This is a genomic window from Bacillus sanguinis (genome assembly GCF_018332475.1).
Taxonomy (GTDB): domain Bacteria; phylum Bacillota; class Bacilli; order Bacillales; family Bacillaceae_G; genus Bacillus_A; species Bacillus_A sanguinis.
In genome coordinates this window covers 1-14,438 of sequence record NZ_BOQB01000165.1, presented here as the reverse complement: position 1 = coordinate 14,438, position 14,438 = coordinate 1, and the positions used below count along the sequence as shown (strand labels likewise).

Sequence of the window (14,438 nt, the reverse complement as noted above, 5' to 3'; positions counted from 1 at the left end):
TCCTTTCTTTCTATTATATATTAGCGATTATCAATTGTTTCTGGATATAGATCATGGTTCATCATACGGTAGTCTGCCATTTGTTCATATTTCGTTCCTGGGCGACCGTAGTTGCAATAAGGATCAATTGAAATCCCTCCACGTGGTGTGAATTTCCCCCATACCTCAATGTAACGTGGATCCATTAATTTAATTAAATCATTCATAATAACGTTCATGCAATCTTCGTGGAAATCACCGTGATTGCGGAAACTAAATAAATATAGCTTTAAAGATTTACTCTCTACCATTCTTTGTTCCGGAATGTAGCTAATATAAATTGTCGCAAAATCTGGTTGGCCTGTTTTCGGACATAAGCTTGTAAATTCAGGGCAATTGAATTTCACAAAATAATCACGGTTTGGATGATTATTATCAAATACCTCTAAAATTTCTGGGCTATATTCAAATAAATATTTTGTATTTTGATTTCCTAGTAACGTTACATCTTTTAAATCTTCATCTAATCTTCCTGCCATTTTAAACATCCCTTCTCATTATACTCCGCGTTTATTTCCCCATACTAACGCATGCAGTTGCGGCAATACTTTTGCATCATTCATCTCTTTACAATTTACAGCTTTATCAATAAGCCACTCATACTTATCTAATAATTTCTTAATCAGCATCGCATCATCCACTGTTTTTGTATCATCATTCCCTACTTGTAAGAAAAATGGTACATCTGGATAACGTTCGTGCATCTTAACTGCATACTCAAAGTCATAGTCGTCAAATACTACTACCTTTAAACTAATATCTTTTCCTGCTAGTTTCTGAATAACAGCATCTAACTTATGAAAATCAGTATTCATTGCCGAACTTGGTGGTTTTGGAGAAATCGTTATCTCATCAATTTGAAGTAACCAATCTTGCCATTTACTCCCTTGTGTTTCGATTGCTGTCCGCATTCCATTCTCTTTTAATATAGAAAGAAGAAACTCAATATTTTTCAACAATGCTGGATTTCCACCTGAAATCGTAACATGAGAAAAATTTTCGCCACCAATTTCTACAAGCTCATTCCAAACGTCTTCTGCTGTCATCTGTCTAATTTGATCTTTAGCCGAGCCATCCCAAGTAAAAGCAGAATCACACCAAGCACAGCTATAATCACAGCCAGCTGTACGGATAAACATCGTCTTTTGTCCCACAACCATTCCTTCACCTTGAATAGTCGGACCAAATATTTCTAAGACAGGGATTTTACTCATCGAGCATCCACTCCCGTCTTACTTCCGCATAGCTAGTTGGCGTCTCAAAAAGACGAACAAATTCAACGCGAGCTCCTTTATATTCGTTCGCACGATTATCTTTTATTAATGCTTCTGCCATCTTTTCGTAAATCCAAACGACCATGTTCTCAGCAGTTGTATTCATCGCTGGTAGCGTTTCGTTTAAATAACGATGGTCTAAATAAATTTCTATTTCATTCTTCCAAATCTCTTTTATATCTCCAAAGTCAATCGCAAGACCAATTTCATTTACATATCCACTAATCCCAAATACAACTTTATATGTGTGACCATGTAAGTTTTTACATTTTCCTTCATAACAATGTAAATGGTGTGCTGCATCAAATGTAAATTCCTTGCTGACCATTACTCTTTTATTATGATATTTAAGCTGTTTACGATGAATATCCTCGTCCATTTTTTGCAAATTTTCTACAATGCGAAATCCAAAGAAATTATCCATTAGTTACTCGCTCCTTCGCGTTCTTGTAGGTACGTATCTAATCCTGCTTTACGAAGTTGACATGCTGGACATTCACCGCAACCATCACCAATGATTCCGTTATAACATGTTAATGTTTTTTCTCGAACAAACTCGAATGCTCCAAGTTCATCTGATAATTTCCATGTTTCCGCTTTATCAATCCACATAAGTGGTGTATGAATTACAAACGGATAATCCATAGATAAATTTAAAGTAACGTTTAACGATTTTACAAACACGTCACGGCAATCTGGATAACCACTAAAATCAGTTTCACATACACCCGTTACAATATGACGTGCCCCAACTTGTTTTGCTAATACAGCAGCAAATGATAAGAATAGTAAATTTCGTCCATCTACAAACGTCGATGGCAATTCACCTTCTTCATGTGTAATCTCCATATCCGTTCTCGTTAACGCATTTGGAGCAAGTTGATTTAATAGACTCATATCTAGCACCGTATGTTTAATTCCTAGCTCATTTGCAATTTCCGCTGCACAATCAATTTCTAACTTATGACGTTGATTGTAATTAAACGTTACAGCTTCAACTTCTGCAAACTGCTCTATTGCCCAAAATAAACATGTCGTACTATCTTGTCCTCCACTAAAAACAACAACTGCCTTTTCTTTTTTCATTTCACTCATTCTCCTTCTCTACTACGAATAAGAAGAAAGAACGTTCTTGAACTGTCACAATAAAAAAACAAAACAATACCTAAAGATATTGTTGTTTCCATAGTTTTTTATAGAGGGAGTTCGCGAACCTCTCCCGTGCAATGCACGGAATTCCTTCTTTCATTGACAAAGCTTATTGTAACATATTGTATACTACCATAAAAAATTTCTGATTTTTCCGCTATTTCTCATTTCATTTCTTTCATTTTATAGTATGATTAATTTAATATGAGAAGAGAGGAGGCATCCCACTGAAATCCTTTATTATTTATCTCTTTTTAAATATATTATTCATCCTTGTTACAATGCTCGTATACCATTTATTTTGGAATCAAAAAGGGAAACGCTCTCCTAAATTAAATTCAGCTATATTTATTGTATTATGTTGCCTCGTTACTATACTATGTATCACTTTCGCAGCAAAAACAGATTATGGATTTCAATTTGATATGCGTCATATCGTATTAGTTGTCGGTACATTAACCGGAGGTCCTATTGCCGGTGGATCAATATTAGTGGTATTAAATATATACCGCTTCTTATTAGGAGGAATAGGTGTTTTCCCATCGCTTATCGGTTCTATCCTTCTATTTATTGTTCTACTATTTACATACAAATTTTTCAATCGAACTTCTAATCGTATAAAAATAATACTTGCTATTATCTACAGTCTCACATACGGATTTAGTTGGATACCTTTCTTCCTTTCAAAGGTTACAAATAAGGCTGATTATATACCACATATTATTGTGTATGAGTTATGTACGATACTTGGTACCATCCTTATTTTATATTTATTACACATATTACAAACTCAAGTTCGTCTTCAAAACGAACTTATGAATGCCGAAAAATTCCATTTAATTGGAGAAATGGCAGCATCCATCTCTCATGAGATTCGCAATCCATTAACCTCAACAAAAGGATTTTTACAACTTTTACAATCAGATACATGCACTGAGCAAGAGCGAAAATTATATATCGATATAGCCATCAACGGAATCGAACAAGCAAACCACGTTCTTACAGATTATTTAACCTTTGCAAAACCAAGTATTGAAAAAGAACAAAGATTACAGTTAGAAGAAGAACTATTACATGCATTATCGCTAATTACACCGCTTGCTAATTTAGCAAATGTGCGTACTCATTATATAAAGCAAAGTACTTCTTTTTTTATCGCGGGAGAAAAACAAAAACTAAATCAATGCTTGTTAAATATTTTAAAAAACTGCATTGAGGCCATGCCAAAAGGCGGTGATCTTTATTTCACATTAGTTCCTGATCATAAGCATATTCAATTATATATAAAAGATACAGGAGTTGGTATGGATCAAGAACAAGTAAAACGCCTTGGCTCCCCTTTCTACTCAACAAAAGAAAAAGGAACTGGTCTTGGAATGATGGTCGTATTCAGTGTTGTTCAAGCTATGAACGGAAAAATTGATATTATAAGCGAAAAAGGTACAGGTACAACCTTCTTATTAACTTTTCCACTCATACAAAAAACGTGATGAAATACTCATCACGTTTTTTCTGTTCCTTCAACTAATTCAGCAAAAGCTTTCACTTTTCCATGTGGTTTTTGATTTTCTTTACGTGCTTTCCACGCGCGATCTTCTTCTTTCTTTTTCTTGGACATACTTTTCAACTCCTTCTTTTCTTTCTCCATGTAGTATTCCAAAATAAGAAAGAAAACTATGCACATATCAAAAAAGAAGTGGTCTCCCACTTCCTTCTGATTATCTTTGCAAAATTGCGTGTTTCGCCTCTTTTAACTGTGTAAGATGTCTTTGTTCATGCAAATCAAGAAATTGAACCCACTGATACAAATTCAAATCATTAAAAATAGGATGCTTTAATCCATTTTCAAATAAATCTTTTTCATCTATCACACTATGAAGCGCGTGTAATAGTTCTTGTCGTGAATGTTCTAGTAATTGAATTCCTTGCTGTTTTTTCATTAACGTTTCTGTTGGTTGCATTTGCTGAGGAGCTTCTCGTTTATATGTGCGATCAAGCGTAAGTTGGAGGTCTTTAAATGGAGTCGTGTTTCTTTCATTTTTTTGTAAAGCATATACAAGGGCAGATGTAACTGATTGTTCAACTAAATGCAAGTGATGCAAAATTTGAATAATACTCCATTTATCACGGCGTGGCTTTACATTCACTTCTGTATCATTTAACATTTCAATTTCTGATAATAGCGTGCTTCGAGTAGACTGTAATGAGTTCACCAAACTTTCTAAACTCACATCCATATTAGATTGAAGCATACTTCTTTCCCCCCTTTTTTTGGTGAAAAGAGGTGCTCCTTATTAGAAACACCCCTTTAGTATTCTGAATTTTCTTTTATTATCTCATCATTTTCTCGTTATGTCGATGTTAAACATGTGAAAAAAAGCGCATGTTTTTTACAATTTTGTGTCGTCAATCGCATGTAGCCACGCTTCAATTTCTGTAATGACACTTTTCACACAGCCTTCAGCAAATGGTGATGTTAAATTTGCAACTTCTACTAATTCTAAGAATGATTTACTTCCACCTTGTTGACACAGATTCACATAATCTTCCCATGCCTCTTGTCTATTATCTCTTGCACGTTTCCAAAATTGCAGTGCGCAAATTTGTGCTAATGTGTAGTCGATATAGTAGAACGGCGAGCTATAAATATGTCCTTGGCGTTGCCAGAATCCACCGCGCTCTAAATAATCATTATCTTCATAATCACGATGCGGCAAATACTTTTTCTCTATATTACGCCATGCTGTCTTACGCTCTTCTGGTGATGCTTCTGGATTTTCATATACATAATGTTGATATTCATCAACAGATACACCATAAGGTAAAAACAGAAGTGCTGAACTTAAGTGAGAGAAATAATATTTATCTGCATCTTCTTCAAAGAATGACTTCATCCATGGCCATGTAAAGAATTCCATACTCATAGAATGAATTTCACATGCTTCATACGTTGGCCAATTGTATTCTGGAATTTCAAACTTACGGCTTTCATATACTTGGAAAGCATGACCAGCTTCATGTGTTAATACGTCAATGTCGCCAGATGTTCCGTTGAAGTTTGAGAAAATAAATGGCGCTTTATAATTCTCAATATATGTACAATATCCGCCACCAGCTTTTCCTTTTTTCGCAACTAAATCTAATAAATCATTATCTAGCATGAAATTGAAAAATTCATCCGTTTCAGCCGATAACTCTTTATACATCGTTTTCCCATGATTAACAATCCAATCCGCATCTCCTTTTGGAGTTGGATTACCAGTAGCAAACTCAAAGTTTTCATCGTAATACGCTAACTTCTCTACACCGATACGTGCTTGTTGTCGTTTTCTTAATTCCGTTGTAACCGGAACGATATAATCAAGTACTTGCTGACGATAATTCGCCACCATTTCCGCATTATAATCTGTACGATACATTCTTGCATATCCAAGTTCAACAAAGTTTTTGAAACCTAAAGATTTGGCGATTTTCGTTCTCACTTTAACAAGCTCATCATAAATACGATCTAACTCTTCCTCATTCTCAGCTAAAAATCCGTAATATGCTTCACTTGCTACTTTACGTTCACTTCTTTCTTTCCCTTGCATAAATGGAATAAGCTGTGATAACGTTCTTTCTTCTCCTGCAAAGTTAATTTTTGCAGATGCTAATAACTGCGTATATTGTGAAGACAATTTATTCTCTAATTGTAAATCTTTCACGACTTCATCAGAATATGTTTTCAAATCACACTCCGCTAAAGCAAATAATTGTTTTCCATAATACGCTTCTAATTCTTCACGGAATGGAGAATGTATTAACGCATTATAATACTTTGTACCATATCCTTGTACAACTGGAGAGAATTCATCAAAGAAATCCTGCTCTTCCTTATAAAAAGCATCTGTCGTATCAACAGAATGACGAATGTAACAAAGATTCCCCATTGTACCGAAGTCATTGCGAATTTCGTTAATTGAATTGATGACTTGTTTTTGTTCTTCTACGGTTTTGGCGTTATCAAACTTCTCTAAAGCAACAGTAAACTTCTCTTTTAATTCTTCAATATTTGGCCGTTTATATTCATAGTCTTTAAATGACATGAACGAGCCTCCTCTCCATTATATGCATCCTTACTATAATTCAATGCTTACTTACAAATCTCCTCTTATTCTTCCGCAAAATACGGCACATATTGTCATCATTACATGTAAACAAAAAAGCCCTGGATTTCTTTATCCAAAGCTCCTTTGGAACATATTATTATTTTTCATACTTTCCTATCTTTTTTAATAGATCAAGTAATTCATCCTTTTCCTCTTTCGTTAACATTTCAAAAGACTGATGTATAACTTGCTCATGCCCTGGAAAAATAGAAGCAATAAAGTTCTCTCCAGACTCAGTTAATTGTGCATAAATAACACGTCTGTCATTCGGGCATGGAATCCTCTTTACTAATCCCTTTTTCTCTAGCTTATCTACAACATATGTAATGCTGCCACTAGCGATTAAAATACGCTCACCAATTTGCTGAAGTGGTTGACCGCCTTTATGATATAGCAGTTCTAATACAGCAAATTCAGTTGGATTTAAACCGTTACTTTGTATAGATTTATTTGTAGTATCCATAACAGAACGATGTACACGAGATAATGCAATAAATACTTTTAGAGATTGAGAAATATCTTCTCGTTCATTATTTGATGTCATACAACTTTCAACCCTTCACTTAAATTCTAAGTAATAAAAAAACAGCTTCGTACTTCATGTAATTTCCGAATGAGTATTCACTCATTCATTTCCTCTCCCCAAATATATTATGAATAATTCTTGAATAAAAACATGACAATTTTAACATAGTTTATATATAATGATAATAAAAAAGAAGGAGTACCAAATTTGAAAGTCAAATTCCACAGCATAGTTTTATATATAATGCTTGTTATCCTACCAACGATAGGGATTGGTGCTACATTTTATTCATATCATTCGTATAAAATGAAGCAGGAAAACAAACTATCTGCTCACACGGTTCTCTTTTTATATAGGGACTATTTAGATCATCACCTTGGTGAAGCAATTTCTGCATTAGAAATGCTCTCAAAGGTCGTAGGAACCGAGACTGGAAATATAAATGGAATGAAACAAATTGTACATGATACAGATGGAAACGATGCCCGTTTTTCTGGGTTATATTATGCTACACCAGAAGGCATTATTACAATCGCATCCGAAGGCGACCGACCACCTGTTGATGTCTCAGATCGCAAATATATTCAAGACGTATTGCAAACGAAGAAAACAACTGTATCATCAGCCATTACAGATCGTGTGCTTGGACATCAAGCTATTATGATTGCATCTCCCATTTTCAATAAACAGAAGGAAATCTCAGGCTTATTGTTAGCAAGTTTACGCTTTGACTACATTTCATCATCTTTAAATGCCATTAAGCCACAATACCATTTTGAAGTAACTGATAAACATGATGTAGTTTTTCTAAATGATGATAATAACGAAACAAGTGATGCGCATTCTAATATGCTTACTACCCCACTCCAAAGATTAAATTGGAAGGTCTCTGTTTCTCCATTGCCTATCCATCAAAAAACTTTACATCAGTGGGTTGCAATAGAGTGTATAGCTACTTTATTTTTAATGTCTATTTTATTTTTACTTGCTCAATATATGTTGTTAAAACGTCAAACAAAACTGGAAAGACAACAAAATGAACTACAAAAAATTGAATTAGTTGGAACTTTTGCAGCTAGTACAGCCCACGAAATCCGTAATCCTCTTACCGGAATTAAAGGGCTCGTCGCTCTATTAAAAGAGAAATATAAAGATGAACAAGATCAGTTTTATTTTTCCGTCATCGAACAAGAAATAGAACGGATTAATGAAATTGTAAGCGAATTTCTTATTCTTGGAAAGCCAACTGCTATCATTGAACAAACATATGATGTGAGAACCATTCTAAATGAGGTAGCATTAATTATTCAATCTGAGGCGAATCTACATAACATTGTGTTCCATTTACATTTGCCAGACCATCCTATTCATATCCGTTGCTCAAAAGACCATATGAAACAAGTGGTTTTAAACATTACAAAAAATGCAATTGAAGCCATGAATTCTGGTGACACACTGACCATTTCTGTAACAAACAATGAAACACACGCACAATTGCGAATTACAGATACTGGAAAAGGGATTCCAAAACATATTCAAAAACACCTCTTTCATCCGTTCTTTACTAATAAAGATACTGGAACCGGTCTTGGACTTGTCATATGTAAACGAATTGTAGAGATGTACAATGGGCATATTTTTATTGGTAGTATAGAAAACGAAGGAACGACAGTTCATATCGAAATTCCGTTACACCTAGTATAATTATCCTTATCCCAAAAGGGTAATTATACTTATTTCATAAAACCAGCCACAAGCATTCGCCAAAAATTACTTGATTTCCCTTCATATCCAATTTGAAAAATAGGTACCTTTATAATTGATAACCATTTTGGTGTTTGTTTTTCTTTATAACACTGGTACTGTAAAATAAGCTTGTCCAATTCTTGACTCACTTGAATCGTCTCCATACTATTTAACCCACTCGTTAAACCTAATTGAATCATTTCTTCACGTTTCATATGAATATCACGTGAAAGCTTTTCTAACGTGTACTTCCTTTTTACAGTAAACATTCATATCCCCCTTATTATACTTCCATGCTCTCAACTTCACTTCTCCATCGGCCTTTTAACTACTTAATCATATTTGAATTTGAAGAATCAGAAAATTTAACATTTTCTCCCTGTAATTTACAAATCTTTACCCTCACTTTGAGAATTATTACAAATTATTCTATCTTTGTAAATACATTCGCAATAATAGACATTTTTTTCATCTTCTTTTTTTACAAATACCAATTAAATAGCGGATTCTCTATTTTTCATATACTTTTCTTCGACATTTTTTGTTTAATTTATATAAAAACGCAAAACATAATGATGATTGATAAAGTGAAATTTAATCATTGGGGATTTTGTTCATTCCTCACAGCTCGCAAATAGCTGGATAAAATAGAAAGGACATATTTATATGCACAAATATACGATTGCATTGCTTATCTTTACGATGTTCTTACCATCCTTCTTATTTCCTGTTCAAGCAAAGGCCCATACAAACAAAGTCGCTATTGTCATTGATGACTTCGGCAATAATATGAAGGGGACTGATAAAATGTTATCACTTCCTATTCCACTGACTGTTGCTGTTATGCCTTTTCTTCCTTCCACAAAGGAAGATGCAATAGCGGCTCATAAGAAAGGACACGAAGTTATTATACATATGCCAATGGAACCGATTAAAGGTAAAAAAGAATGGCTTGGACCAAAAGCAATTACAACTGATTTAAGCGACGAAGAAATAACTAATCGACTCGAACAAGCGATTCAAGAAGTACCACATGCAATTGGCATGAACAATCATATGGGATCAAAAGTGACTGCGGACGAAAGAATTGTACGACTTATACTTGCAGCTTGTAAAAAACACCGCTTATTTTATTTAGATAGCAAAACAAATCCTAAGAGTGTTGTTCCAAAAATCGGGAAAGAATTAGGAGTGCCCATTATTGAAAATCAATTATTTTTTGATGATGTGTATACAGCGGCCCATATTTCAAAACAAGCCCAATTACTCATTAAAAAACTTCAAGAAAAACCGATTATGGTAGCTATTGGACACGTTGGACCTCCAGGTGAAATTACATCACGTGTTATAGAAACTTCTATTCCTAACATTCGTGAACATGCAGATTTTATTTTTTTATCTGATTTAGCGTTATCTCCGCCTCCTGTTTCAAAATAAGATTCATTACTCGCACTAAAAAAGGTACTAATTTGCATATAGCAAATTAGTACCTTTCCTTTCCACCTTAAATATAATCTACATGACTCACCCTGAATCCTTTTTTCTCTATTTTTTCAATTAATTGCTTTAATCTTTTTTCATTTAACTCATCTGCTATATTTACGATAACGCGGCGAATATATTGATCACCGTTATCTAGCGTAAATAGTCCACCGATATTAAATGCTTTCAACAATGTCCCAAGTTCTTTAATCGTTCCCCTACAATCTTGTGTTGCAATTGTTAATATATAACCACCCGTCCGCATACCGAATGAATCTTCAATAACATCAAATATATTGGAATGCGTTAAGATACCGACAAATTCATTATAGTCATTTAGCACAGCTAGAAATGGAAGTCGACGAATAACATAAAATGCTCTAAAAAAAGAATCCTTTTCAAAAATAAATGCAGAGGAATCTTCTAGCATATGTTCCGTACTCACTTTCTCTAATCCACTCTTACACTTTTTTTCTAAAAGATCTACTTTATAAATAATCCCCATGAATTTCTTTTCATCTTCTGCTAATACAGGGATTGCTCGAAATCCCGTTTCATTCATAATGCGCAAAGCTTCTTCACCTGAATCGTTCATGTTGCAAAATGTTACTTGCTGTTTTGGCAGAAAATGATATTTAACTCGCAAAATATGTTCCTCCTTACATGTCAACATGTAATCTATATATAATAAGGAGACCTATATTTTATGAGTAAAATTATTTTTAAAACGCTTTCATTTATTTATTGACTTGTAACGACATCACAAACATTTTATATAACTGAGCTCTTTGCACCTTTTATCATTAACAACTTTACATGGTAATTCATTAAATATTCTATACCCTCTAACCATTTTTTCGCTTCTTCTGGAGTTTTCCCCCACACGATCATGCCATAATTATGAACGAGAACTACTCCTCCACCTTCAATAAAATTCGGTACATTATTTTCTAATAAATCAGCGAATTTTTTCTCATCTTCTACAATGGGAATTGTCATTTCTGTTATACCTTCTTTTCCAAAAACACGTTCCACGCTACGTTTATCGAATGTTACTTCCCCTTCTTCTCCATATAACTCTGATATTAAATGGCTATCTACAGTCTGCACTTGTAAAATACATTCTGCACTACTTTTTTTATAAATATCCGCATGCATAAATGATTCTGCAGCTGGTTTTTCTTCATTTTCAAATACTGACTCACACATACAATTAACAACAATAAAATCTTCTTCTGAAAATAACCCTTTATCTCTTCCCTCAACGTTTACTAAAAAAGTTAACGGCTCTTTTGACGTACAGAGTGATAAACTAATTTTTGTACCATAAAACCAATCACGAAGTGCCAATTCAGATTTCACATCTTTTAATTCATTCCATTTCTTTAGAAAAAATAACATTTCGTCACCCCCGGCGTAATATTTATATAATGTTCGAATCCTTTCTATGTAAAAGGAGTATTTTTTGATTATTCTAAAAATTTAATTGAATTATCACATGAGAATGCTTTTTTGTCAATATAGTTTCACAGCTCTTCTTTAAAATGGGCTATTCATATGTCTATACTTCTATCTATTGCCTATCTCATTTTATACATAAAAAATACGCTATTCTTTTTCAATCAAAGAATAACGTATTTTCTCATCTTTTATTTCGTTATTGCGTTATATAAAAACTGTGCATATTGTTCACGTGTTACGAAATCGTCACCCAAAAAGTTTCCGTTCCCATCACCTTTTGATATATTATTATCCGCTAACGTTTTCACATAACCTTCTGCCCAATGACCAGTTGGTACATCTTTAAAGTTCAATTTATTACTTCCATCTTCTTTTAACTGAAATACTTTATGCAATACTACAGACATTTCATATCGAGTTAATACTCCATCTGGACGAAACTCCCCAGTACCATCGCCTTGCATAATGCCAGCTTGCGCAACTGCAGCAATATCTTGCTCAAACATATGCCCTTTCGTATCTGTAAATCTCTCTTTCTGCTCTACTTTATTTTCTAATTTCAAGTACCTTTGTACTAAAGACGCAACTTGTCCACGAGTAATACTATCCCCAAATCCAAATTGTCCATTTCCATATCCCTTGAAAATATTTTCTTTCGCTAAATAATGAATTGCTTCTTCTGACCAATGTCCTTTTGGTACATCTTTAAATTCCACTACTTCTACTTTTGCATCTTCTTTAGAAGTATTGTCTTCTTTAGAAGTGTTATCTCCTTTACTTTCTACCACATTTTGAATGACAGATCCCGTAAAGAAGATTCCTGTATCCGCAAATGGATCTTTCACACCAAATTCATATACTTTCTCACCTGGTGTACTCCACTTAACTGCATCGTTACTATACGTACCACCTTCGCTCTTCAAACGAATTTTTGTAGAAATTTTACCATCTTTTTCGTATATAGGTACTTTTACTTCTTTATTTACTTCTGTTTCCTCTAAAAATACTTTTTGATTTTGAACATTGATGTAAGCTGTTTTACTTAGTTCTATCACTGGTCGAACATCACGAATTTCATTTGCAACAAAACTTAAGAATACTAACTTTTTCAAATTACTAGCCGGTGTTAAGTCTGAAATATAATTTGCTTCTAAATCAAGTTTTTGTAAGTTTACTAGACTTGATAATGGCGTAATATCCTTTAACTCATTGTTAGGTAGGTGTAATTGTTTTAACTGTGTCATCTTACTTAGAGGCGTAACATCTTTTATTTCATTTTTCCCGATCCACAATTCTTCTAATTGCTTCATTTGCTCAATGCCGGATAAATCTTTAACTTTATTACGTGTTAATACTAAGTCTGTTAAAGGTAATGAATATAACGGTTTAATATCTTCAATTTGATTACCAGCTAAAGTCAAGTATGTTACATTTTTTAACGCGCTTAATGGAGCAACATTCGTAATCTTATTATTTGCTAAATTCAAGTAATCTAGTTGTTCCATTTTCGCTAATGCTGTTACATCTTCTATTTGGTTACCTGATAGATATAAACTTTTTACATTTTTCATTTCAACTAATGGTGCAACGTTTGTAATTTTATTATTACTCAAATCAAGAGATTCTAAATTATCCATCTTAAGAAGTGGTGTTACATCTGAAAATTCATTACCACGCAAAGCTAAATGATTTAATTGCTTTAAGTTCGCAAAGAACGAAGGATCTTTTATCTTCGCATTCGCAACTGTTAAAGATTTTAAATTTGGCATATATTTTAATGCACTATAATCAAGAATCTCATTCGTATTTAAAAACAAGTCCTTTACTTGTAATAACTCTTCTTTCGTAATCGGTGTATTTAAATCTTTTCTATTAAATACTTTTTTATTAACAAGCTCTCTCAATTTATTATCTGCTATCATATTTTGACTATCAACTGGATGATCCGTTTCCGTATTGCCTGAATTAGAGTTATCATCTGGTTTCTCTGTTTCTTTGTCACCTGCAGTTGGATCTTTAATTTCAAATTGAACTTGATATTTGTGATCATATCCAATGGCCGGAATAAGTATATGCATTTGCATATTATGCTTCTTCTCAAATTCGCCAATTTCAAATTGGACTACTTTCGTTCCATTTTTCCTCTTATCTTCTGATAAAACTTTCACATCTTGAAATACACCAGGTTGGTTTTTATCCTCTATTCTAAGATATTGAAAATAATCGCTATCTTGTATTGTTACAGTAACAATTTTTTTCCCATCTTCAATTGCTACTTTAGGATTTTTTATGTACTGAGAAACCATAGATGGCTCATCTTTTTGATCCTTATATATTTTAATCTCAGTATCGTATGTACGTTCACTAGCTGCTGCCACCGACTGGTTTGCTTCAGCTTTTAGTGCTGCTAATGCTGGAGTAGAGTATGTAGCAAATGGAATTGCTAATGTTGTGGCTACTACTAGCGCCTTAATATAACTTTTTTTCAATATAATATCCCCTATCATATATAATTTTCATAATTGATAACATTTATCAATTACTTACAAATAAATGATAATGAATCTCATTATCATTGTCAATGATAATATTACATTAAGTTTATATTTTCAT

General features: G+C 33.4%; 15 protein-coding genes and 1 riboswitch. Of the genes, 3 read left to right on the top strand and 12 right to left on the bottom strand.

The window, feature by feature from the left end; genetic code table 11:
- Window positions 1-20: 20 nt before the first annotated feature.
- From queF to queC, 4 genes are read right to left on the bottom strand one after another with little or no spacing between them, the layout of a single operon-like run.
- Window positions 21-518 (bottom strand): preQ(1) synthase, encoded by a 498-nt coding sequence (gene queF, locus KI369_RS17920; protein WP_000918895.1) that lies wholly within the window; start codon window positions 516-518, stop codon window positions 21-23.
- Between the two features lie 18 nt (window positions 519-536).
- Window positions 537-1,253: a 7-carboxy-7-deazaguanine synthase QueE gene (gene queE / locus KI369_RS17915; protein WP_212956836.1), complete on the bottom strand. Its 717-nt coding sequence runs from the start codon at window positions 1,251-1,253 to the stop codon at window positions 537-539.
- Window positions 1,246-1,737: a 6-carboxytetrahydropterin synthase QueD gene (gene queD, locus KI369_RS17910; RefSeq protein WP_212956835.1), complete on the bottom strand. Its 492-nt coding sequence runs from the start codon at window positions 1,735-1,737 to the stop codon at window positions 1,246-1,248. The genes queE and queD overlap by 8 nt, the downstream gene beginning before the upstream one ends.
- A complete protein-coding gene (queC, locus tag KI369_RS17905; protein ID WP_212956834.1) occupies window positions 1,737-2,399 on the bottom strand; it encodes a 7-cyano-7-deazaguanine synthase QueC in 663 nt (220 codons plus the stop codon). The genes queD and queC overlap by 1 nt, the downstream gene beginning before the upstream one ends.
- Window positions 2,400-2,492: 93 nt before the next feature.
- Window positions 2,493-2,536, bottom strand: a riboswitch (PreQ1 riboswitch).
- 207 nt (window positions 2,537-2,743) lie between these two features.
- On the opposite strand from queC, the gene kinB reads away from it, so the two are divergent.
- Entirely contained in the window at window positions 2,744-3,952 is a 1,209-nt protein-coding gene (gene kinB, locus KI369_RS17900) for an ATP-binding protein (protein ID WP_212956833.1), read from the top strand.
- Window positions 3,953-3,963: 11 nt separating this feature from the next.
- Here kinB and KI369_RS29505 read toward each other — a convergent pair whose 3' ends face one another.
- The 4 genes from KI369_RS29505 to KI369_RS17885 form a co-directional block, all read right to left on the bottom strand.
- Complete coding sequence (locus KI369_RS29505) at window positions 3,964-4,080, bottom strand: DUF6254 family protein (RefSeq protein WP_220775317.1); 117 nt, start codon at window positions 4,078-4,080, stop codon at window positions 3,964-3,966.
- Between the two features lie 100 nt (window positions 4,081-4,180).
- Entirely contained in the window at window positions 4,181-4,714 is a 534-nt protein-coding gene (locus tag KI369_RS17895) for a DinB family protein (RefSeq protein ID WP_087979889.1), read from the bottom strand.
- 138 nt (window positions 4,715-4,852) lie between these two features.
- Window positions 4,853-6,547 (bottom strand): M3 family oligoendopeptidase, encoded by a 1,695-nt coding sequence (locus KI369_RS17890; protein WP_212956832.1) that lies wholly within the window; start codon window positions 6,545-6,547, stop codon window positions 4,853-4,855.
- 160 nt (window positions 6,548-6,707) lie between these two features.
- Complete coding sequence (locus KI369_RS17885; RefSeq protein ID WP_000203340.1) at window positions 6,708-7,154, bottom strand: MarR family winged helix-turn-helix transcriptional regulator; 447 nt, start codon at window positions 7,152-7,154, stop codon at window positions 6,708-6,710.
- A 189-nt stretch (window positions 7,155-7,343) separates the two neighbouring features.
- Here KI369_RS17885 and KI369_RS17880 point away from each other — a divergent pair, with 189 nt between their 5' ends.
- Entirely contained in the window at window positions 7,344-8,840 is a 1,497-nt protein-coding gene (locus tag KI369_RS17880) for a sensor histidine kinase (RefSeq protein ID WP_212956831.1), read from the top strand.
- A 29-nt stretch (window positions 8,841-8,869) separates the two neighbouring features.
- Here the strand turns inward: KI369_RS17880 and KI369_RS17875 are convergent, their stop codons facing one another.
- The gene (locus KI369_RS17875) at window positions 8,870-9,151 is read right to left on the bottom strand and encodes an aspartyl-phosphate phosphatase Spo0E family protein (protein WP_000495532.1); all 282 of its coding nucleotides are present in this window, start codon (window positions 9,149-9,151) and stop codon (window positions 8,870-8,872) included.
- 397 nt (window positions 9,152-9,548) lie between these two features.
- Here KI369_RS17875 and KI369_RS17870 point away from each other — a divergent pair, with 397 nt between their 5' ends.
- Window positions 9,549-10,319, top strand: a complete 771-nt coding sequence (locus KI369_RS17870; RefSeq protein WP_212956830.1) for a divergent polysaccharide deacetylase family protein — start codon at window positions 9,549-9,551, stop codon at window positions 10,317-10,319.
- Between the two features lie 67 nt (window positions 10,320-10,386).
- Here KI369_RS17870 and cbpA read toward each other — a convergent pair whose 3' ends face one another.
- The 3 genes from cbpA to KI369_RS17855 all read right to left on the bottom strand — a co-directional run bounded on the left by cbpA (window position 10,387) and on the right by KI369_RS17855 (window position 14,332).
- The gene (gene cbpA, locus KI369_RS17865) at window positions 10,387-11,010 is read right to left on the bottom strand and encodes a cyclic di-AMP binding protein CbpA (protein ID WP_212956829.1); all 624 of its coding nucleotides are present in this window, start codon (window positions 11,008-11,010) and stop codon (window positions 10,387-10,389) included.
- A 125-nt stretch (window positions 11,011-11,135) separates the two neighbouring features.
- Window positions 11,136-11,765 carry a class II aldolase/adducin family protein gene (locus KI369_RS17860; protein WP_212956828.1) on the bottom strand — a complete coding sequence of 210 codons (630 nt, stop codon included), beginning with the start codon at window positions 11,763-11,765 and terminating at the stop codon, window positions 11,136-11,138.
- A gap of 248 nt (window positions 11,766-12,013) precedes the next feature.
- Window positions 12,014-14,332: an NEAT domain-containing leucine-rich repeat protein gene (locus tag KI369_RS17855; RefSeq protein WP_212956827.1), complete on the bottom strand. Its 2,319-nt coding sequence runs from the start codon at window positions 14,330-14,332 to the stop codon at window positions 12,014-12,016.
- Between the last annotated feature and the right edge of the window lie 106 nt (window positions 14,333-14,438).

What these genes read in the sequence shown, in the direction of transcription:
- queF (WP_000918895.1), bottom strand. Translation starts at nt 518, where the DNA reads ATGGCAGGAAGATTAGATGAAGATTTAAAAGATGTAACGTTACTAGGA.
- queE (WP_212956836.1), bottom strand. Translation starts at nt 1,253, where the DNA reads ATGAGTAAAATCCCTGTCTTAGAAATATTTGGTCCGACTATTCAAGGT.
- queD (WP_212956835.1), bottom strand. Translation starts at nt 1,737, where the DNA reads ATGGATAATTTCTTTGGATTTCGCATTGTAGAAAATTTGCAAAAAATG.
- queC (WP_212956834.1), bottom strand. Translation starts at nt 2,399, where the DNA reads ATGAAAAAAGAAAAGGCAGTTGTTGTTTTTAGTGGAGGACAAGATAGT.
- kinB (WP_212956833.1), top strand. Translation starts at nt 2,744, where the DNA reads ATGCTCGTATACCATTTATTTTGGAATCAAAAAGGGAAACGCTCTCCT.
- KI369_RS29505 (WP_220775317.1), bottom strand. Translation starts at nt 4,080, where the DNA reads ATGTCCAAGAAAAAGAAAGAAGAAGATCGCGCGTGGAAAGCACGTAAA.
- KI369_RS17895 (WP_087979889.1), bottom strand. Translation starts at nt 4,714, where the DNA reads ATGCTTCAATCTAATATGGATGTGAGTTTAGAAAGTTTGGTGAACTCA.
- KI369_RS17890 (WP_212956832.1), bottom strand. Translation starts at nt 6,547, where the DNA reads ATGTCATTTAAAGACTATGAATATAAACGGCCAAATATTGAAGAATTA.
- KI369_RS17885 (WP_000203340.1), bottom strand. Translation starts at nt 7,154, where the DNA reads ATGACATCAAATAATGAACGAGAAGATATTTCTCAATCTCTAAAAGTA.
- KI369_RS17875 (WP_000495532.1), bottom strand. Translation starts at nt 9,151, where the DNA reads ATGTTTACTGTAAAAAGGAAGTACACGTTAGAAAAGCTTTCACGTGAT.
- KI369_RS17870 (WP_212956830.1), top strand. Translation starts at nt 9,549, where the DNA reads ATGCACAAATATACGATTGCATTGCTTATCTTTACGATGTTCTTACCA.
- KI369_RS17860 (WP_212956828.1), bottom strand. Translation starts at nt 11,765, where the DNA reads ATGTTATTTTTTCTAAAGAAATGGAATGAATTAAAAGATGTGAAATCT.
- KI369_RS17855 (WP_212956827.1), bottom strand. Translation starts at nt 14,332, where the DNA reads ATGATAGGGGATATTATATTGAAAAAAAGTTATATTAAGGCGCTAGTA.